Raw genomic sequence first — 19,413 nt, 5'->3', positions numbered from 1 at the left:
ACGCCGGAGACGACCGACACGACGGCACACCCGACGGTCAAGGTGGTGGCGTTCCGGCGGCGGCGCGGAGGAAGTAGTCGTCCCCGCCCACCTGGCCGCCCTTCAGCGCGACCTCGAGCCCGTCGCAGACCGGGTCGTCGGAGGACAGCACGCACACGGGGCCACCGGCCGCCAGCGAGGCGACCACGTCCAGGGAGCGGGCGCCGAGGGCGGCCACGACCTGGCCCGAGGTGTCGCCACCCGCCACCACCAGCCGCCCGACCAGCCCGGCCCGGACGGCCACCGAGGCGATCCGCCCGAGGAGATCCCCGATGGCCGCAGGGTCCCGGGCGGGGCCAAGGGTCGACTGGACGATCGTGTGGCGCCCCTCCCCCAGGCTCTCCGCCACCTCGGCGAGGAGCCCCGCGAAGGAGCCACCGCGGGTCGAGCCTCGCAGGCCGCCGGAGGCGTCCAGCACGCGCCACCCCGCTCGCTCGGCCGTGTCGATCTGGCGGGCGGTGATCGGAGAGCGGCTGCCCGACACGACCAGCACGGGCGCTGCCGGGCCGAGCAGATCGGGCCCCCGGCGCTCCCGAGAGCCGCTCGACTCCCCGGCACCGCCCGGCTCTCCTGCGCCGCCCGGCCCCCGAGCCGCGCCGCCCGCCGCTACGTGGGCGGAGGCGAAGGCGTAGCTCAGGCCGCCGGAGCCGACGCAGTAAAGCGGGCCACCGCGGCTCGTCGCGTCGGCGAGCAGGAGGCGGCCGAGCGCCCGGACGTGGTCCTCGCTCTGGGCGTCCGCCACGAAAGCCGCGTTCTCCCCCAGCGCCCGGTACGTCTCCCCCGACGGCGGGGGCGACGCGGGCAGCCAGCCGACGCGTCCCGCGCCCTGCTCGGCCAGGCGGATCCGGAGGTCGGCCTCCGAGGCGGGGGTGATCGGGTGGTCGCGCATGGGCGGGTAACGGTCGAGCCGGTGGACGTCGGGGCCCGAGCGTACGAAGTGGTTCGCGAACCACGTGTAGCGCCCCAGCTCCGGCTGGGCGGCGAGCACCGGGACCGGGCCCCGCGCCAGCCTTTCACGGTGCAGGGCCGCGATGACCGCCCCGATGCTCCCGTGCGCGGGCGAGGAGTCGAACGTCGAGCAGACCTTGTACTGGATGACCAGCGGCTCCAGCGCCGCCACGGCCTCGATCACGGGCAGCACCACCGACACGGGGTCCGCGGATGCCCGGGCGGTGGTGGCGACGCCGATGACGTCGTCCGCGCCGTGCAGGCGGGCCGCGTCCGTGACCAGCGAGCCGGTCAGCCCGAACCGCCTGAACTGCCACAACGCGTCGGTCGCCCCCGTGAAGTCGTCCGCGACGAAGGCGAACAGCGTCACGGCCGCACCACCCCGGCCCGCGTCACTTGCGGATCACCCCGCCGAAGTGCTTCAGTGCCGCGCGCAGCTCCGGCTCGTCCACCTCGTCCAGCGGCACGCCCGCCACGGAGGCCGCCCAGGCCTGGCGCATGCTGGTGATCCCCGCGGCCGGACCGTCCGGGTGGCCGAGCACGCCGCCCCCGGCCAGCACCAGCAGGTCGGTGGTCCCCGTACGGTCCAGGGCGACGGGGGCGGTGCCGGCCCACTGGGCGGACGACAGCACCGGCAGGCAGGGGAAGCCGCCGAGCAGCGGCTCCCGGACCGCGGCCACCGTGGCGGCGACCTCGTCGTCCGTGACGTAGAACTTGCTGTGGAACCCGCCGCAGTGCAGCTGGTCGACCCCGGCCAGCCGGGCCAGCTTCTGGTACGCCACGTGCCCGATCCCGAGCCCCGGGTGGCGGGCCAGCGCCCCGATGCCGGTGACGTGGCCGTGGATCGGCACCCTGGCGTGGCGGCGCAGCATGGCGACGGCCGGGAAGCCGACGACGTTGAGGTTGACCATCACGCAGGTGCCGCCGGCGGCCACCACCAGGTCGTGGTTGCGCAGCATGCGGTCGGGCTCGTCGCTGATGTTGAACGCGTACATCGGCCGCCGCCCGGTGCGCCGCTCCACCTCGTCGAGGGCGGCCGTCACCGCGCGGATCCGATCGGGGAGCGGGGCGGGCGGGCAGTCGGCGTTCACCTCGTCGTCCTTGATGAAGTCGGCGCCGGCCAGGCCGAGCTCGCGCACCAGGTCCACGTAGTCGGCGGGGCGCAGCCCGACGTTCGGCTTGACGATGGTGCCGATGAGCACGCCTTCGGGACGGCCGACCAGCCGCCGGGTGCCCTCGACGGCGAACCCCGCCGGCAGGTACGCCTCCCCGAAGGCCGCGGGCAGCTCCAGGTCGACCAGCTTGAGCCCGGCCAGCTCGCGCAGCTCGTAGAGGTTGCCGGCGACCACCGGGAGCAGGTTCGTGAGCGAGGGCCCGGTGTTCGCCAGCGGGAAGCCGATCTTGACCAGGGCCGCCGTCAGAGGCCCGTCCCCGATCGCCCCCGGCAGGGGCTCCGGGCCGGGCGGGGTCTCCGCGATGGACAGCACCACGGCGCTGTGGCGGGCGCGTAACTCGTCGGTCTCGCCGCGCACGCTGACGAAGGTGCCGGTGCTCTGCTCCCCCGCGATCGCGCTCACGGCCTGCTCCAGCGGAAGGCGGGTGAGTACCCGGTACGTCGCGACCGTGAGGTCGCGGTCACCGCTCACAGCACGGCCGCCAGGTGCTCCATGGCGAGCGGCGGGCTGGCGAGGATCGGGACCGGGGCCTCGACCGTACCGGCCACGCGGGCCATCGACGCCTGGGCCAGCACGATCACGTCCACCTCCGCGCCCAGCGCGGCCAGCGCCTCGGCCACCCGCGCGTCGTGCGTGGCGGCGTCCCCGCCCATCAGGGCCTCGAACGCCCCCTCGCACACCCTGGCCGTCAGCGAGACCTCCTTGTCCAGGGCGGCCGCGCGACGGCGTACCAGGTCGGCGGTGGGGTCGAGGGTGGTGGACAGGGTGGCGAGCACGCCGATCCGGCGGCCGAGGGCGACGGCGCGGTCGGCCATCGGGCGGTCCACCCGGGTCACCGGCACGCCCGTCAGCGGCTCGGCGGCCTCCACGGCGGCGCCGATCGACGAGCACGTCACGAGGATGTGGTCGGCCCCGGCCGCCTCCGCGGAGCCGATGTGGCCGGCCACGCGGCGGGCGGTCTGCGGGGTGAGGTGGCCGGCGGCGATGGTGTTCTTGATCAGGCTGTCGTCGACGATGTTGAAGGTCTCGACTCCCGGCAGGTGCTCGGCGCACAGCTTGGCGAACACATCAACCAGGGTCGCGGAGGTGTGGATCAGTCCCAGCCTCTTCGTCATGAGCCTCACTTCATCCGATGAAATGTCATCTTCATCGGATGAAATGCTATGAAAAATCGGGCGGGAGCGGTAGCGTCCGGAGCGTGGCAATCGATCCCAAGCGGGACAGGCACGCCCAGGTGGTCCAGGCCCTCGGCCCCCGCATCGTCACGGGCGAGCTCGCTCCCGGCACGTCCATCCCCATCGAGGAGGACCTGGTGGGCGAGCTGGGCATCGGCCGCTCCGCGGTCCGGGAGGGCGTGAAGGTCCTGGCCGGCAAGGGCCTGCTGGAGACCAGGCGGAGCGCGGGCACCAGGGTGCGCCCGCGCGAGTCCTGGAACCTGCTCGACCCCGACGTCCTGAGCTGGCGGTTCGAGCCCGAGCCGCGCCCCCGGGACATCCAGATGCTGGCCGACCTGCGGGTCGCGCTGGAGCCGGGCGCGGCCAGGGTGGCGGCCGAGCGGGCGGACGCGGTCGCGGTCCAGCGCATCGACGAGGCCCTGGCCGCGCTGTACGCCACAGCCGACGACCCCGAACCCTTCATCGAGGCCGACCTGGCCTTCCACAAGGCGGTGTTCGCCGCGGCGGACAACGACCTGCTGCTCTACATCTACGACATGATCAGCATCGCCCTGCGCTCCGTACGGCAGGTGCACACCCGTTCGGTCGCGCACAACAAGGAAACGCTGCCCGGCCACGAGCGCGTGGCGCTGGCGATCAGGCGACGGCACCACCGCAAGGCCGAGGAGGCCATGCGCGAGGTGGTCGAGGTCGCCCGCGCCGACGCCGAGCAGCACGTACGCCTCTGCTGCTAGCTATCTCCAGCAAGAAAGAGCTGACTTTGGACGTCCTCATCGACGTGGACGGCCCCGTGGCCGTCGTCACCCTCAACAGACCCGCCAAGCTCAACGCGATCACCCCTGACATGGCCGCCGCGCTGCGGGCCTGCCTGGGCCGGGTGGACGCCGACCCCGCCATCCGGGTCGCGGTGCTCACGGGCGCGGGCGAGCGCTCGTTCTGCGTCGGCAGCGACATCCGCGAGCTGGACGAGTACGCCACGCCGTGGGAGTTCCGCAACCGCGGCGACTACGGCGACGCGGTCCGCGCCCTGCGCAAGCCGATCATCGCGGCCGTCAACGGCTACGCCTACGGCGGCGGCCTGGAGCTGGCCATGGCCTGCGACATCCGCCTGGCGGCCGAGACGGCGACGTTCGCCGCGCCGGAGATCAAGCTCGGCTGGATCGGCGGCAGCGGCCAGTCCGCGCTGCTGGCCCACTCCGTCGGACCCGGCAACGCCGCCACGATGCTGCTCACCGGCGACCCCGTCGACGCCGCCCGCGCTCAGAGCTGGGGGCTGGTCACCGACGTGTTTGCGCAGGAGAAGCTGCTGCCGGCGGCTCTCGAACTGGCCGGGACGATCGCCAAGCGACCGCCGATCGCCGCGCAGACCGCCAAGGCCAACCTCAAGGCGGCCTACTCGATGCCGCTCGACCAGGCCATCCAGTACGAGCGCGACCTGCAGACCGTCTGCTTCGCCACGGAGGACGCGGCCGAGGGCCGGGCCGCCTTCGCCGAGCGCCGTGAGCCCGTCTTCGAGGGGCGCTGATGGGCGTCCTGGACGGCTACCGCGTGGTCGACCTGTCCATCGCCATGGCGGGCCCGCTGGCCGCCATGCGGCTGGGCGACCTGGGCGCGGACGTGGTCAAGGTGGAGCCGGTGTCCGGCGAGTGGCAGCGGCACGCCCCGGCGGGCGGGGCCACGGGCAACAAGGTCAACGCCTCGTTCCTGTCCCTCAACCGCAACAAGCGCAGCCTCGCCGTCAACCTCAAGTCCGACGAGGGCCGCGCCATCGTGCACAAGCTCGCCGCGACGGCGGACGTGTTCCTGCAGAACTACCGCGCCGGCGTGGCCGAGCGGCTCGGCATGGACTACGAGACGATCCGCGCCATCAACCCGGGCATCGTGTACGTCTCCATGTCCGGGTACGGCGAGACGGGCCCGTACGTGTCGAGACCCGGCCAGGACCTGCTCCTGCAGGCCATGAGCGGCGCCATGCTGAGCACCGGCCGCGACGGCGACCCGCCCGCGCCCGCGGGCACGTACGCCATAGACGCGATCACCGCCTACAGCGCCTTCGAGGGCGCGCTGGCCGCGCTGCTGCACCGCGAGCGGACCGGCGAGGGCCAGCGGGTGAGCGTCAACATGCTGGACGCGGCCGTTGCCGTGCAGATGCAGGAGCTGTCGATCTTCACGGTCGGCGGCGTGCCCCAGCGGCGCGGGCACGAGCCGCACGGCCACACCTACATCCGCGCGCCGTACGGGGTGTTCGCCACCAAGGACGGCTACCTCGCGCTCGGCATGCCCAGGCTGGACGCGCTCGCGGTCGCCCTCGACCTGCCGGAGCTGGCCGCCATGGACGGCGACGCCGACGGCCACACCAGGCGCGACGAGATCACCGCGATGGTCGCCGGGCGGCTGCCGGAGCGGACGACGGCCGAGTGGCTGGAGATCTGCGCCCGCCACGACCTGTGGGCGGGCCCGGTGTACGGGTACGCGGAGCTGGTGGCGGACCCGCAGGTCGAGCACAACGGCTCGTTCGTCACGTACGAGCACCGCACCGAGGGCACGGTCACCACGCCCGGCTTCCCCTACGGCTTCAGCGCCACCCCGCCGCGGGTGCGCCGGGGCGCGCCGCTGGTCGGCGAGCACACGAGGGAGCTGCTGGAGGAGCTCGGCTACCCGCCGGAGCGCACGGCCGCGCTGGTGGCGGAGGGCGTGCTGGCATGCGAGGACTGACCTGGGACCATCCCCGGGGGTACGCGCCGCTGGACGAGCTGACGCGGCTCGACCTGTCCGGGGACAATCCTTACGGGGACGTGCCGGAGCCGATCGAGTGGGACCGGCAGCCCCTGGAGGGGTTCGAGTCGGAGCCGATCGCGAAGCTGTGCGAGACGTACGACGTGCTCGTGATCGACCATCCCGGGCTGGGCGCGGCCATGGACGCGCTGGTGCCGATGGACGAGCTGTTCGACGAGCCGGTGGAGACGCGGTTCGTCGGCAGGAGCTACGAGAGCTACCACCTGGAGGGCCGCCAGTGGGCGCTGCCGCTCGACGCCGCCACCCAGGTGAGCGCGGCCAGGCCCGGCGTCGGGGTCCCGAGGACGTGGCCGGAGATGACGGACTTCGCGCGGGACGCGCGGATGGCGTTGTGCCTGGGCGGGCCGCACGCGTTCCTCATGTTCTGCGCGCTGTGCTCGGGTGACTTCCTCGACGAGGCGGCCGGGGCGCGGGCGCTGGAGCTCATGTCGGAGCTGCTCGCGCTGTCCGACCGCGACGTGTCGCTGCTCAACCCGATCAGCGTGCTCGACACCATGACGGCCGGCGGCGTGGACTGCTGTCCCCTGCTGTACGGCTACGTGACCTACCCCCTGACCTTCTCCGACGCCCCCGCCTGGCCGGGCGAGCCGCCCGGGAGCGTGCTCGGCGGCACCGGGCTCGTGGTCTCCAGGCGGCGCATCGGCTCGATCCGCGAGGCCGTCCGAGCCCACCTGCGCCGCCTGGTGTCGGAGCCCGTGCAGACGAAGCTGTTCCCGGCCACCGGCGGACAGCCCGCGGCCCGCTCCGCCTGGCAGGGCAGCCCCACGCTCGCCACCCTGGAGGCCGCCTGGATCAGGCCGCGCTTCCCCGGCTACATCGCCCTGCAGGAGCGCTCGTCCGCGCTGATCCGCGACGGGCTGCTCGCCCGCGTCCGGCCCCGCGACCTGCTCACGGACCTGCACAAGACATGGAGGCAGACATGACCACGGCGCTCGTGACAGGCGCCGCCGGAGCGCTCGGCAGGGCGATCGTCCGCCGACTGGCAGCCGACGGCCACCAAGTGGCGGCGCTCGACCTCGACGCCGGCTCCCTCGAAGGCGCGCTCAACCTGAAGGTGGACCTGCGCGACCCGGCCGCGATCGAGTCGGCGTTCGCCGAGACGGCCGCGCGGCTCGGCCCGGTCGGCATCCTCGTCAACAACGCGGCGATCTATCCGGCCAGGCCGTTCCTTGAGGTGCCGCTGGCCGAGTACGAGGACGTGCACGCGATCAACCAGCGCGCCTACTGGCTGGCGGCCCAGCACGCGGCCGGGCAGATGACCTCGGGCGGCGCGATCGTCAACATCGCCTCGATCACCATGCACGGCGGCTGGTCCGACCTGGCCGCGTACGTGGCCACCAAGGGCGCGGCGGCGGCGCTGACCAGGGCGCTGGCCCGCGAGCTGGGGCCGCGGGAGATCCGGGTCAACTGCGTCTCGCCGGGCGCGTTCCCGACGGCGGCCGAGGAGATCCACGAGGACCCCGAGGCGTACAACCGGTTCGTCCTGGAGCGGCAGTCGCTCCAGCGGCGCGGCACGCCCGACGAGCTGGCGGCCGTGGTGTCGTTCCTCGCGGGCCCGGACGCGTCGTTCGTCACGGGCCAGACCATCGAAGTCAACGGAGGGTGGGTGATGGCATGACGCCGGACCGCAGGCGGCTGGCCGAGCTGACCGGGGACCTGAGCGCGGCCGGCGGCGTCCGGCTGGTGACGCTCGGGGACGGGGTCGAGCGGGGCATCAGGACGCTGGAGTTCCGCACCGGCTCGGGGCTGGCGTTCGACGTGCTGGTGGACAGGTGCATGGACATCGGGCACGCCGAGCACGCCGGGCGCTCGTTCGGCTGGCGCTCCCCCACCGGCTTCCGCCACCCCGGCCTGCACGAGAACGCCGACGAGGACGGGCTGTCCTGGCTGCGTTCGTTCTCCGGGCTCATCGTCACGGCCGGGCTCGACCACACCCTGTTCGGGGGCGAGGTGGCCGCGGACACCTACCACTACCCGCCCCGGCAGTCCGTGCGGCACGGGCTGCACGGCCGCGCGGGCAACATCCCGGCCCGGCTCACCGGGTACGGCGAGCGCTGGGACGGCGAGCGCTGCGTGCTGTGGGCCGAGGGAGAGGTGCGCCAGGCCGCGGTGTTCGCCGAGAACCTGCGCCTGGTCCGCCGGATCGAGGCCGATCTGGGCGGCGACGAGATCAGGCTCGTCGACACCGTCACCAACGCCGGGTTCGAGCCGGCGCCGCACATGTTCCTCTACCACATCAACCTGGGCTGGCCGCTGCTCGACGAGGGTGCCAGGCTGGAGGCCGACATCCGCGAGACGCTCTGGCAGAGCGACAGCGTGGCCGAGCAGAAGGCCGACCACGTGACCTTCCCCGGGCCGGTGCCGGGGTTCGTGGAGCAGGTGTACGAGCACGCGCTCAACCCCGGCGCGGACGGGCTGCACCGGGTCGCGGTGGCCAACGAGCGGCTCGGGATGAAGGTCACCGTGGAGTGGCGGGCGGAGGAGTTCCCGTACTTCTTCGAGTGGCTGAACCTGCGCTCGGGCAACTACGCGGTCGGCCTGGAGCCGTCCACCCACCACGTGTCGGGCGACGCGGCGGCGCGGGAGGACGGCAGCATGATCTGGCTGGGCCCGCAGGAGTCGCGGACGTACCGGACGACCTTCCGCGTCTCCTAGTGGAGCCGGTAAGCGCGGCGGGCCGTACCGGCGAAGACCTCGGCCCGCTCGCCTTCCGACAACCCGGCGCACAGGTCGTCCGCGGCCTGTGCGACCTGGTCGTACCCGGCCGCGAGCAGGCAGACCGGCCAGTCGGAGCCGAACATCACCCGCTCGGGCCCGAACGCCTCCAGGACGGTCTCGGCGTACGGCCGCAGGTCGGCCACCTGCCAGGACGCCCAGTCGGCCTCGGTGACCATGCCGGACAGCTTGCAGTAGACGTTGGGGCGGGCGGCCAGCTCCAGGATCCGGCTGCGCCACGGCTCCAGCTCGCCGGCGGCGATCGGCGGCTTGGACAGGTGGTCGAGCACGAACGTGAGCTCGGGCATGGCCGTCACGGTGTCGACGGCGGCGGGGAGCTGGTGCGGCAGCGTGAGCAGGTCGTACGCCAGCCCGGCGGCGGCCACCGCGGCAAGACCGCGGCGCACGTCGGGCCGGGTGAGCCAGTCGGGGTCCGGCTCGGACTGGACGCCGTGCCGCACGCCCACCAGCCCGGCAGGCAGGCCCGCCAGGATGTCGGCGGCGTCGGGCGCGGTCAGGTCGATCCAGCCCACGACGCCCGCGACCAGGTCGGACTCCGCGGCCAGCGCCAGGAACTCGCGCGTCTCGGCCAGATCGGGCAGTACCTGCACCAGCACGGTCGCGCTCACCCCGGCCGCCGCCGCGGGCCCGGCGAGGTCGTCGAGGGTGAACGTGCGCCGGACGGGCGCCATCGGCTCGGCGTCGAGCCAGCCGTGCGGGCGGGCGGCGAGGTCCCAGATGTGGTGGTGGGCGTCGATGCGGGTCATGGCTCAGTCCAACTCGGTCCAGAGGGCGTCAGGGATCGGGGTGGCGGCCAGGGCGAGGTCCTCGGCCACCTCCTCGGGGCTGCGGGCGCCGACCACGATGCCGGTCACGGCCGGGTGGCGCAACGGGAACTGCAGCGCGGCCGCCGCGAGCGGCACGTCGTGGGCGGCGCAGCGCTCGGCCAGGCCGCGGGCCCGCTTCAGCACGGGCTCGGGCGCCGGGGCGTAGTCGTAGTACGCGCCGGGCCCCGGGTCGGCCAGGATGCCGCCGTTGAACACCCCCGCCACCAGCACCCCGGTGCCGCGCTCGGCGCACAGCGGGAGCAGCTCGTCGGCCGCCGTGCGGTCGAGCAGGCTGTAGCGGCCGGCCACCATCACGCAGTCGACGTCGGTCTCCCGCACGAACTTGACCAGCATCTCGGCCTGCGTCATGCCGACGCCGATCGCCCGCACCCCGCCCTGCTCGCGCAGCCGCGCGAGCGCCGGGTAGGCGTGCCGCACGGCCTCCTCCCAGTGGTCGTCGGGGTCGTGGATGAGCAGGATGTCGAACGCGTCGAGCCCGGAGCGCTCGAGGCTTCCGGCGAGCGAGGCGTAGACGCCCTCCACGGTGTAGTCGCGCCTGGCGGGGTCGAGCAGCGCGCCGACCTTGCTGGACACCGTCGCCTCGGCGCGGTCGACGCCCGCGAGGAAGCTTCCCAGCCTCCGCTCGGCCAGGCCGGAGCCGTAGCGCGGGGCGGTGTCGAAGTAGCGGACGCCCGCGGACCAGGCGGCGTCGAGCGTGGCGGCGGCCTGCTCGTCACCGACCGCGGTGTAGAGCCCGGCCAGGGGCGCGGTGCCGAGACCGATCCGGGAAACGCCAACGCCGCTGCGCCCGAGCTTCTCCATGATCGGCAACCTAGCAGAGCTCCCATCTTTCGGCTAGATCTACGGGAGGTATGGACATCAGATGACTTTTTCGCGTAAAGATACATCCTACGTTCACCGCGCTTGTGGCGTCCCTGTGAGCGGCTGCTGAGCCGGACGGGTCGTACGCATCCATGCGCTCTTTCCTCCACCGTGTTCTGGAACAGGAGTGACGGTGTCCAACGACGGCTACACACGACGAGGCGTATTCAAGACCGGCTTAGGCGCCGCGGCCGGATCCCTGCTCGTGACCACCCCCGCGCACGCCTCCACGGCCGCCGGCCCGCTCGCGCTCTGGTACGACCGCCCGGCGGCGGCCTGGCTGGAGGCGCTGCCCGTCGGGTGCGGCAGGCTCGGCGCCATGGTCTTCGGCGGCGTGGCCACCGAGCGCCTGCAGCTCAACGAGGACAGCATCTGGGCCGGCGGGCCGCACGACTACGACAACCCCGAGGCCCTGGCCGCGCTCCCCGAGATCAGGCGGCTGGTCTGGGAGGACAAGTGGCAGGCCGCCCAGAACCTGGCGGACAAGAAGTTCCTCGGCAAGCCCAGCGAGCAGGCGCCGTACCAGGTGCTGGGCGACCTCACGCTGACGTTCCCCGGCGCCGCGGAGTTCACGGAGTACCGCCGCGAGCTGGACCTGACCCGGGCCGTCACCACGGTCACGTACGTGCGCGACGGCGTGCGCCACACGCGCGAGGTCTTCGCCAGCAACCCCGACCAGGTCATCGTCGTACGCCACACGGCCGACAAGCCTGGCGCGGTGACGTTCCAGGCGGCCTTCACCAGCCCGCAGGCGTCCTCCAGCTCCTCCGCCGGCCGCGACTCCATCGCCCTGGACGGGGTCAGCACCGACACGCAGGGCCTCAAGGGCGAGGTCCGCTTCCGCGCCCTGGCCAGGGCGCAGGCCCACGGCGGCGCGGTCCGCACCGACGGCGGCACGCTGATCGTCGAGGGGGCGGACGAGGTCACGCTGCTGATCTCAATGGGCTCCAGCTACCGCAGCTACAAGGACGTCGGCGGCGACCCCGCCGAGGTGGCGGGCCGGCATCTCACGCGTGCGTGCGGGCAGCCGTACGAGGTGCTGAAGCGCAAGCACGTACGGGACTACCAGCGGCTCTTCGGGCGGCTCGAGATCGACCTGGGCACCTCGGAGGCCGCCGCGCTCCCCACCGACCAGCGGATCGCGCGCAAGCAGCTCGACACCGACCCCGGGCTGGCCGCCCTGTACTACCAGTTCGGCCGCTACCTGCTGATCTCCTCCTCCCGCTCGCCCGGCTACGCCGCCAACCTGCAGGGCATCTGGAACGACTCGCTCACGCCCGCGTGGGAGTCGAAGTACACGATCAACATCAACTGCGAGATGAACTACTGGCCCGCCGCGCCCGCGAACCTGGTCGAGTGCATGGACCCGCTGTTCGACCTGATCAAGGATCTGGCGGAGACGGGGGCCAGGACCGCCGCGACGCACTACGGCGCGAAGGGCTGGGTGGCGCACCACAACACCGACGGCTGGCGCGGCACGGCGCCCGTGGACTTCGCGTTCTACGGCGTGTGGCCCAGCGGCGGGGCGTGGCTGTGCCTGATGCTCTGGGAGCACTACCTCTACACGGGGGACGAGCGGCGCCTGCGCGAGCACTTCCCGCTGATCAAGGGCTCGGTGGAGTTCTTCCTGGACACGCTGCAGACCGATCCCCGGAGCGGCTACCTGGTGACGAACCCGTCGCACTCCCCTGAGGTCGGGCACCACGAGGACGGCGGGGAGAACGTCAGCATCTGCGCGGGGCCCACGATGGACATGCAGATCCTGCGTGACCTGTTCGGGGCCTTCTCGGAGGCGTCGGAGGTCCTGGGGGTCGAGGCGGAGATGCGGGCCAAGGCCGCGGACGCCCGGTCGCGGCTCGTGCCCAACCAGATCGGCCACCTGGGGCAGATCCAGGAGTGGCAGGAGGACTACCGGGGGGACGCGGCGCTCTCGCGCAGCCGCCACATCTCGCACCTGTGGGGGCTCTTCCCCGGTCACCAGATCGACCCCCGCCTGTCGCCCGACCTGGCCGCCGCCGCCCGGCGCACCCTGGAGCTGCGCGGCGAGGCGGGGGCCGGGTGGTCGCTCGCCTGGAAGATCAACTTCTGGGCGCGGCTGCTGGATGCTCCCGAGGCGTACAAGCGGCTGTCGAACCTGCTGCTGCCTGCCCGTACGGCGCCGAACATGTTCGACCTGCATCCGCCGTTCCAGATCGACGGCAACTTCGGCGGGACGTCGGGGATCACGGAGATGCTGCTGCAGAGCCACGGGGACCAGGTGCACCTGTTGCCCGCCCTGCCCGCCGCCTGGCCGGCCGGGTCGGTCCGGGGCTTCCGGGCGCGGGGCGGCTTCGAGGTGGACCTGTCGTGGAGCGCGGGTGCGCTGACCCGGGGGCGGATCCGCTCGGACCTGGGCCGCAAACTCACCCTCCGGACGGCGGCGCCGGTGACGGTCACCTCCCACGGACGCCCGGTCACCGTTTCCCGCCCCGAGCCGAACGTCGTCGTCCTCGACACCCGCCGGAACACCACCTACGACCTCACCCCATCCCCCTGAGCCCCCGCCCCCGTCCGCGCCCCCTCCGGCGGGGCGTCTGCGCCCGGGCGCGCCCATGACACGCACGCGGCGCGCTCAGCCGGGCGCCGGGCTCCACCGCGCCACATCCCACCGACGCGGCGTCGCTCAGATGGTGTCCATTGGGGTGGTCAGGGATGTGCGGGCCCGGGGGCGGGTGCGGGAGGCTTCGCCGCGGGCGTGGGCGGCGAAGAGGCGGGCCGCCTCGTCCGGGTCGCCCGACGCCAGGGCCGCCACCAGGTCGTCGTGGTGGCCCGCCATCGCCGTCCAGTCCCCGTCGTACAGCGGGTTGCCCACCACGTGCAGGCTCCACAGGTTCGACTCGATGGTCCGCCACAACCGCAGCAGGAACGAGTTGCCGCACGCCGCACAGACCCGCCGGTGGAAGACCAGGTCGGCGTCGCGGAAGGCGCCGATGTCCCCGTCCTGGGCCGCCTGCCGCATGGCCAGCACGTCGGCCGAGAGCTCCCTGAGCGTGTCGGCCTGGATGCGGACGGCGGCGCCCCGTGCGGCATACTCCTCCAGCAGCACCCTGATGTCGCGGACCTCCCGGGCCTGCTCGTCCGAGATCTCCGCGACGTAGCTCCCCCGGTTGGGATAGGAGATGACCAGCCCCTCGTGCGCCAACCGCTTGATCGCCTCCCGGGCCGGGGCCTGGCTGGTGCCGACCCGGCGGGCGATCTCCGCCTCCACCAGCCGCTGCCCCGCCACCAGCTCCCCCGAGACGATCCACCCGCGCAGCAGCGCGTAGACGCGGTCGGACAGGAGCTCCCTGGGCAGCAGCCGGGCGGCGGGCGGCGCGATCTGCTGCTCCTGCCAGATGCGGGCCACCGTCGACTGCGACAGCCCGAGCTGGCGCGCCATCGTACGGGTCGAGGGCACGGCCGGCCCGTCGGCCGCGGCGGCGATCACGCGCTCGGCCTCCTGCCGCTCCGCGCTGCGCGGGCGGCCGGGCCGCGGCGCGTCCGCCAGTCCGTCGAGCCCGCGCTCCACGAAGCGGGCCCGCCATTTGGCCACCGTCGCCGTGCTCACATCGAGCCGGTCGGCGATCTCCTTGCGCGGCAGCCCGTCCGCGCAGGCGAGCACGATCCGGCTGCGCAACCCCAGCCCCCCGGAGGCCCCTTCGGCCCACTCGCGCAGAGCGGTGCGCTCTTCCTCGCCCAGCACCAGCCGCTTGTCGTCATCGCGTCCAGCCACGGCCCCACCTTAACGTATTTATGACTCAGTCACTCACTGGAAACTTATTTGTAGCTCCACATAGCCCCTTGACGAGGCCATGTGACCAACGTATTAAATAATCGCTAATCGAGTATCGACCCATTAAAAGGCGTCGCAGATCTCGCCCCCTTGGAGGTGCGATGCGTTCCCCCCATCCATTCCTCGCCCCCACAGCCCTCAGCTGCCTGCTCCTGCTCACCGGCTGTGGCGGGGGCGGCTTCGCCGGCGACTCGCAGGCCAAGCAGGGCGAGGGCGGCCAGATCACGGTGCGAATGCTGGTCAACATCACACCCAACCTCACCCAGGCGTACTGGGACGGCCTGGTCAAGCCGTTCGAGCAGGCCAACCCCGGCATCGACGTCAAGGTCGAGGCACCGACCGGCAAGGGCGTGGCCGACACGCTGCCGCAGCAGCTCGCGGCGGGCAACGCGCCCGACGTGGTCGAGACGCTGACGGTGGACGAGACGCTCTCCAAGCAGATGCTCGACCTGACCGACCAGCCGTGGGCGAAGGACACGCCGCTGGCCAAGGAGGCGAGCCTGGGCGGCAAGATCTACACGGTCGGCGTCGGCGTGCAGGCGCAGTCGCTGGTCTTCTACAACAAGAGCGCGTTCGACAAGGCCGGGATCGACAAGCCGCCGACCACGCTCGACGAGTTCGACGCCGCGATGGGCAAGCTCAAGTCGGCCGGGTGGCTGCCGCTGCAGACCGGTGGCGAGTTCCTCACCGGGCTCCAGCTGCTGCAGTTCTCCGGCCCGTCGCGCGCCCAGCTCCACCCCACCTGGCAGCAGGACGTCAAGGCGGGCAAGCTCAAGGCCGGCGAGTCGCTGCTGCCCTACCTGGAGCGCTACCGCACCTGGATCGACAAGGGGTACGTCGACAAGAACGCCCTGGGCACGAAGTACGCCGACGCCGAGACCGCGTTCCTGTCCGGCAAGGCCGCCATGTACGTGATGGGCAGCTGGTTCACCGCCGCCGAGGCCAAGTCCAAGAAGGACTTCGAGGTCGGCGTCTTCCCCGCCCCGGTCGACAAGGGCCAGGCGTACCCGGGCCCGCAGGGCGCCACGATGGCGGCCCCGTACATGATCCTCAAGTCCACCCCGAGCAAGGACGCGGCGCTCAAGCTCGTGCAGTGGCTCGTCACCGACCAGGCGGCGGTCAAGAGCCAGCTCAAGCAGGACGGCAACTTCCGCGCCGGCGTGGAGCGCGAGTTCACCCCGCTGGAGAAGCAGGTGCAGGAGATCCTCGACGGCGCCCCCTCCGGCGTCCCGCAGGGCGAGGGGTACGGCGACGCGACCCTCCCCAAGGGCTTCAACGCCGCGTGGAACACCGAGGTGCAGGGCCTGTACGTGGGCAAGTCACCCAAGGAAGTGGCCGAGGGCGTGGACCGGTGGCTGGCCGGCCGCAAATGACGCTCACCCGGGAAGCGCCCCCAGCCATCCCCGAAGCTCCCGCCCTTCCGAAAAGAAGGCGCGGCGACGGGTGGGCCAACACGATCATGGTCGCCCCCGCCACCGTCCTCTACACCGTGATGCTGATCGTCCCGGTCGGCCTGGCGCTCTACCTGAGCCTCACTGACTGGGACGGCTTCAGCGCCGACCCCGCCTTCGTCGGCGCCGCCAACTACCTCGACCTCCTCGACGACCCCGAGCTGCGCCGCGCCGCACTCGTCACCCTGCTGGTCGCCGCCGCGGGCACGGCCGGGCTCAACCTGCTCGGCCTCGGCTTCGCCCTCCTGGTGAACGGGGCCTCGAAGGCGAACACGTTCTTCCGGATCGTCCTGTTCTATCCGCACGTGCTCAGCGCCCTCGTGGTCGGCTTCCTCTGGTCGGCGATCCTCGGCACCAACGGCGCGGTCAACAACCTGGTGACGAAGTGGGGCGGCGAGGTGCTGCCGTTCCTGTCGGACCCGGCGTGGGCCACGGTCACCATGATCGGGGTGCTGGTGTGGGCCGGGTTCGGGGTCAACGTGGTGCTCTACCTGGCGGGGCTGCAGGCCGTGCCGCACTCCCTGATCGAGGCGGCGCGCATCGACGGCGCGACGCGCTGGCAGGTGTTCAGGAACGTGACGTTCCCGGCGCTCGGCCCGTCCGTGACGGTCAACATCGTGCTGTCGCTGGTGACGCTGCTCAAGACGTACGACCTGGTGGTGTCGCTGACGGCGGGCGGCCCGGCCGGGCAGACGCAGACCGTCGCCTACCTCATCCTGTGGAACTCCTTCCACGACGCCCGCCTCGGCTTCGGCTCCGCGCAGTCGGTGCTGCTCATGCTGGTGACGGCGGCGCTGGCGTTCGTCGTGACCAGGCTGCGCAGGCGCGGCGAACTGGCGGTGCACCAGTGAGAAGGACCTTCCTCTGGGCGACCGTCGCCTTCATGCTCATCCCCCTGTACGTGCTGACCGTCAACGCGTTCAAGGGCCAGCAGGACATCCTGGCCGACCCGTTCGGCCTGGGGAGCCTCACGCTGGAGCCGCTGGGCAGGGCACTGACGAACCCGCAGTTCAACGTGTTCAAGGGGTACGCGGTCACGCTGCTGTTCGTGGTGGCGGTCAACGTGCTGTCGGTGGTGCTGGCCGCGCCCGCCGCCTACGTGATCGCGCGCAGCCCGAAGCGCCGCTTCCGGGTGCTGATGCTGTTCTTCCTGGCCGGGACGTTCATCCCGGGCCAGGTGCTGGTCATCCCCGTCGTGTACGTGCTCAAGACCCTCGGCCTGATGGGCACCATCCGGGGGTTCGTGCTGTTCGAGACCGTGTTAACGCTACCGTTCTCGATCTTCCTGTACGCCGGCTACATCGCCACCATCCCGGCCGTCCTCGACCAGGCGGCGGCCGTGGACGGGGCGAGCAGGCTGCGTACGTTCTGGCAGATCGTCTTCCCGCTGATGAGGCCCGCGGTCGCCACGATGGTCATCCTCAACACCTTCTCGGTGTGGAACGACTTCGTGAACCCGCAGATCATCCTGGGCCCCGGCAGCGGCCTCTACACCGTGACCACCGGCGTCTACGCGGCCGTCAGCCAGTACTCCACCGACTACACGGTGGTCTTCCCGACGCTGCTGCTGGCCATAGCCCCGCTGCTGGTCTTCTTCGTCTTCATGCAACGGCACATCATCAGCGGCCTGACCGCCGGAGCAACGAAAGGGTGAAGATGCGGACAGTATCTCCGGGACCCGCGAACGGTCCCTCTGTCACGGCGACCGTCCCGCTCGGCGTGCCACCGGTCTGGGCGGTGCTCGAGCGCAGGCTGTTCGACGCCCTCGACGAGGCCTGGCGGGCCTTCGCCGCCCGCTATTGCGGCCCCGATGGGCGGCTCGTCTACCACGGGCCGGCCGCGGACCGGGACGGCGCCGACGACTTCTACGAGGCGTTCTTCAACTGGCCCACGCTCTACCAGCTGGGCGGGGCCGACGACCTGCTGGACGCCTCCAAGCACCACTGGGAGGGCGTGACCGCGCAGCTCACGGAGCTGGGCTACCTGGTGGACGAGTTCGAGCGCGGCTATGACTGGTTCCACCAGGGCGAGTCGCTGCTGCTGTTCTACGGCATCTGCGCCGCCGACCCGCGCGACGAGCGCTTCCGCGAGCGCGCCCGCCGCTTCGCCGACCTCTACCTGCCCGGCTCGGCCAACTACGACGCCGAGCACGACATCATCCGCGCCCCGCACAACGGCGCCGGCGGCCCCCGCTACGGCCTGCAGTGGGAGTGGGCCTCCTACCACACGGACCTGGTCAGCATGCGGCCGTACGGCCTGCCGCTGCGTGACCTGCCGGGCATCGCCGAGTGGGAGGACCTGGGCGACCCGAGCAACGCCGCCCGCATGGGCGCCGCCATGAACGAGCGCCTCGGCCGCGGCGACGTGGCCGTCAACCTGGCCGCGACCAGCCTGGCCGTCAACGCCTGGCTGTACGACGGCGACGACCGCTACCGCGACTGGGCCCTGCGCTACATCGGCGCCTGGGAGCGCCGGGCCGCGGCCAACGGCGGGATCCTGCCCGACAACGTGGGCCCGTCCGGCGAGGTCGGCGAGCTGCACGGCGGCCGCTGGTACGGCGGCAACTACGGCTGGCAGTGGCCGCACGGCCTCTACAGCGTCGGCGCCGCCGCCGCGATCGCCGCCGTCAACGCCCACCTGCTGACCGGCGACGAGGCGGCGCTCGCCATCGGCCGCGACCCCCTGGAGATCGTGTACGACAAGGCCGTCCAGGCCGGCGTGACCGAGACGGAGATGAGCATCAGCGACCGCTGGCTGGCCGAGCTGGGCGACGAGGCCGGCAAGCCCACCATGCTGGTGCCGAACCGGCACGACGACCGGGGCTGGTTCGACTTCCAGCCGCCGCAGCTCGGCCTGCCCGTCTGGCTCTGGCACGCCTCCCTCGCAGGAGGCGATACCGAGCGGCTCGACCGGCTGAGAGCCGCCTCCGGCTACGACTGGGCCACGGTGCGCCCGTTCAGGAACAAGGAGGAGGCCGGGCACGAGGCGCCCTGGCTGGAGTTCCTGCGCGGCGCCAACCCCGGCTTCCCCGAGGCCATGCTGTCCACCGCGCTGGGGCAGGTGCAGCGCCGCATGGCGCTCATCGACGCCGACCGCGCGGACCTGTCCGCCATCCACGTGCACCACTGGCAGCGGCTCAACCCCGTGCTCACCGAGGCGCTGCTGCAGCTCGTCACCGGCACCCCGCAGGTGCTCTACAACGGCGGGCTGCTGCCCACCCGGCTGGCCTACTTCGACGCCGACCGCCACCGGCCGGGGCTGCCCCGGGACGTGGCCGCGCTGGTCGACTCGGTACGCCCTGACGGCACCCGCGTCGAGCTGGTCAACCTCGGCCTCACCCACACCCGCAGGGTCGTGGTCCAGGCGGGCGCGTTCGGCGAGCACCGCATCGACCGCGCGGTCGTCACCCGGACGGACGAGGGCTACCCGGGTGACCCGCGCGCCTACACCACTCCCCCGATCACCGAGACCGAGCGGGAGGTGACGGTGGACGGGCCGCGCCTCCTCGTCGAGCTGCCGCCCGGCCGCCGCATCCGGCTCGACCTGCACACGACCGCGCGCGTCCGCACGCCGTCACACCAGCACTACTGAGGA

General features: G+C 72.5%; 17 protein-coding genes. 11 read left to right on the top strand and 6 right to left on the bottom strand.

The genetic code is table 11. The annotated features are described in order from the left end of the window. Positions 1–37 precede the first annotated feature (37 nt). From ACIBI9_RS45055 to ACIBI9_RS45045, 3 genes are read right to left on the bottom strand one after another with little or no spacing between them, the layout of a single operon-like run. Positions 38–1,357, bottom strand: coding sequence for a four-carbon acid sugar kinase family protein (locus tag ACIBI9_RS45055; protein ID WP_397232178.1), 1,320 nt, complete (start codon positions 1,355–1,357; stop codon positions 38–40). 22 nt (positions 1,358–1,379) lie between these two features. Beyond that, positions 1,380–2,633, bottom strand: a complete 1,254-nt coding sequence (locus ACIBI9_RS45050; RefSeq protein ID WP_397232176.1) for a RuBisCO large subunit C-terminal-like domain-containing protein — start codon at positions 2,631–2,633, stop codon at positions 1,380–1,382. Further along, positions 2,630–3,277 (bottom strand): aspartate/glutamate racemase family protein, encoded by a 648-nt coding sequence (locus tag ACIBI9_RS45045; protein ID WP_397232174.1) that lies wholly within the window; start codon positions 3,275–3,277, stop codon positions 2,630–2,632. Before ACIBI9_RS45045 ends, ACIBI9_RS45050 begins: the two co-directional genes overlap by 4 nt. A gap of 83 nt (positions 3,278–3,360) precedes the next feature. Here ACIBI9_RS45045 and ACIBI9_RS45040 point away from each other — a divergent pair, with 83 nt between their 5' ends. The 6 genes from ACIBI9_RS45040 to ACIBI9_RS45015 are packed head-to-tail and all read left to right on the top strand — an operon-like array spanning position 3,361 to position 8,788. Then, a complete protein-coding gene (locus ACIBI9_RS45040; RefSeq protein ID WP_387575919.1) occupies positions 3,361–4,071 on the top strand; it encodes a FadR/GntR family transcriptional regulator in 711 nt (236 codons plus the stop codon). 26 nt (positions 4,072–4,097) lie between these two features. After that, positions 4,098–4,862, top strand: coding sequence for an enoyl-CoA hydratase/isomerase family protein (locus tag ACIBI9_RS45035; RefSeq protein WP_397232172.1), 765 nt, complete (start codon positions 4,098–4,100; stop codon positions 4,860–4,862). Beyond that, positions 4,862–6,052: a CaiB/BaiF CoA transferase family protein gene (locus tag ACIBI9_RS45030; protein WP_397232170.1), complete on the top strand. Its 1,191-nt coding sequence runs from the start codon at positions 4,862–4,864 to the stop codon at positions 6,050–6,052. The genes ACIBI9_RS45035 and ACIBI9_RS45030 overlap by 1 nt, the downstream gene beginning before the upstream one ends. After that, positions 6,040–7,056, top strand: a complete 1,017-nt coding sequence (locus tag ACIBI9_RS45025) for a hypothetical protein (RefSeq protein ID WP_397232168.1) — start codon at positions 6,040–6,042, stop codon at positions 7,054–7,056. Before ACIBI9_RS45030 ends, ACIBI9_RS45025 begins: the two co-directional genes overlap by 13 nt. Further along, on the top strand, positions 7,053–7,751 hold the full coding sequence (locus ACIBI9_RS45020) for an SDR family NAD(P)-dependent oxidoreductase (RefSeq protein WP_397232166.1): 699 nt from the start codon (positions 7,053–7,055) through the stop codon (positions 7,749–7,751). Before ACIBI9_RS45025 ends, ACIBI9_RS45020 begins: the two co-directional genes overlap by 4 nt. Further along, complete coding sequence (locus ACIBI9_RS45015; RefSeq protein WP_397232164.1) at positions 7,748–8,788, top strand: aldose 1-epimerase family protein; 1,041 nt, start codon at positions 7,748–7,750, stop codon at positions 8,786–8,788. The genes ACIBI9_RS45020 and ACIBI9_RS45015 overlap by 4 nt, the downstream gene beginning before the upstream one ends. Here ACIBI9_RS45015 and ACIBI9_RS45010 read toward each other — a convergent pair. Both ACIBI9_RS45010 and ACIBI9_RS45005 read right to left on the bottom strand, forming a co-directional pair. Continuing rightward, positions 8,785–9,615: an amidohydrolase family protein gene (locus ACIBI9_RS45010; RefSeq protein ID WP_397232162.1), complete on the bottom strand. Its 831-nt coding sequence runs from the start codon at positions 9,613–9,615 to the stop codon at positions 8,785–8,787. The two genes, ACIBI9_RS45015 and ACIBI9_RS45010, sit on opposite strands and share 4 nt — an antisense overlap. 3 nt (positions 9,616–9,618) lie before the next feature. Continuing rightward, on the bottom strand, positions 9,619–10,497 hold the full coding sequence (locus ACIBI9_RS45005) for an aldo/keto reductase (protein WP_397232160.1): 879 nt from the start codon (positions 10,495–10,497) through the stop codon (positions 9,619–9,621). A 193-nt stretch (positions 10,498–10,690) separates the two neighbouring features. On the opposite strand from ACIBI9_RS45005, the gene ACIBI9_RS45000 reads away from it, so the two are divergent. Further along, positions 10,691–13,093, top strand: a complete 2,403-nt coding sequence (locus tag ACIBI9_RS45000; RefSeq protein ID WP_397232158.1) for a glycosyl hydrolase family 95 catalytic domain-containing protein — start codon at positions 10,691–10,693, stop codon at positions 13,091–13,093. Between the two features lie 126 nt (positions 13,094–13,219). On the opposite strand, the gene ACIBI9_RS44995 is transcribed toward ACIBI9_RS45000, so the two are convergent. Continuing rightward, positions 13,220–14,308 carry an FCD domain-containing protein gene (locus ACIBI9_RS44995; RefSeq protein WP_397232156.1) on the bottom strand — a complete coding sequence of 363 codons (1,089 nt, stop codon included), beginning with the start codon at positions 14,306–14,308 and terminating at the stop codon, positions 13,220–13,222. 161 nt (positions 14,309–14,469) lie between these two features. Here ACIBI9_RS44995 and ACIBI9_RS44990 point away from each other — a divergent pair, with 161 nt between their 5' ends. The 4 genes from ACIBI9_RS44990 (at position 14,470) to ACIBI9_RS44975 (ending at position 19,410) form a co-directional block, all read left to right on the top strand. Continuing rightward, positions 14,470–15,741: an ABC transporter substrate-binding protein gene (locus ACIBI9_RS44990; RefSeq protein ID WP_397232154.1), complete on the top strand. Its 1,272-nt coding sequence runs from the start codon at positions 14,470–14,472 to the stop codon at positions 15,739–15,741. An 86-nt stretch (positions 15,742–15,827) separates the two neighbouring features. Beyond that, a complete protein-coding gene (locus ACIBI9_RS44985) occupies positions 15,828–16,670 on the top strand; it encodes a carbohydrate ABC transporter permease (protein ID WP_397232152.1) in 843 nt (280 codons plus the stop codon). Further along, positions 16,667–17,473: a carbohydrate ABC transporter permease gene (locus ACIBI9_RS44980; RefSeq protein ID WP_397232150.1), complete on the top strand. Its 807-nt coding sequence runs from the start codon at positions 16,667–16,669 to the stop codon at positions 17,471–17,473. Before ACIBI9_RS44985 ends, ACIBI9_RS44980 begins: the two co-directional genes overlap by 4 nt. A gap of 2 nt (positions 17,474–17,475) precedes the next feature. Continuing rightward, the gene (locus ACIBI9_RS44975; RefSeq protein WP_397232148.1) at positions 17,476–19,410 is read left to right on the top strand and encodes a hypothetical protein; all 1,935 of its coding nucleotides are present in this window, start codon (positions 17,476–17,478) and stop codon (positions 19,408–19,410) included. Positions 19,411–19,413: the final 3 nt, after the last annotated feature.

It is taken from the genome of Nonomuraea sp. NPDC050451 (assembly GCF_044458585.1).
The sequence above is the reverse complement of the archived record's forward strand: the minus strand, read 5'-3'. Positions and strand labels throughout refer to the sequence as shown.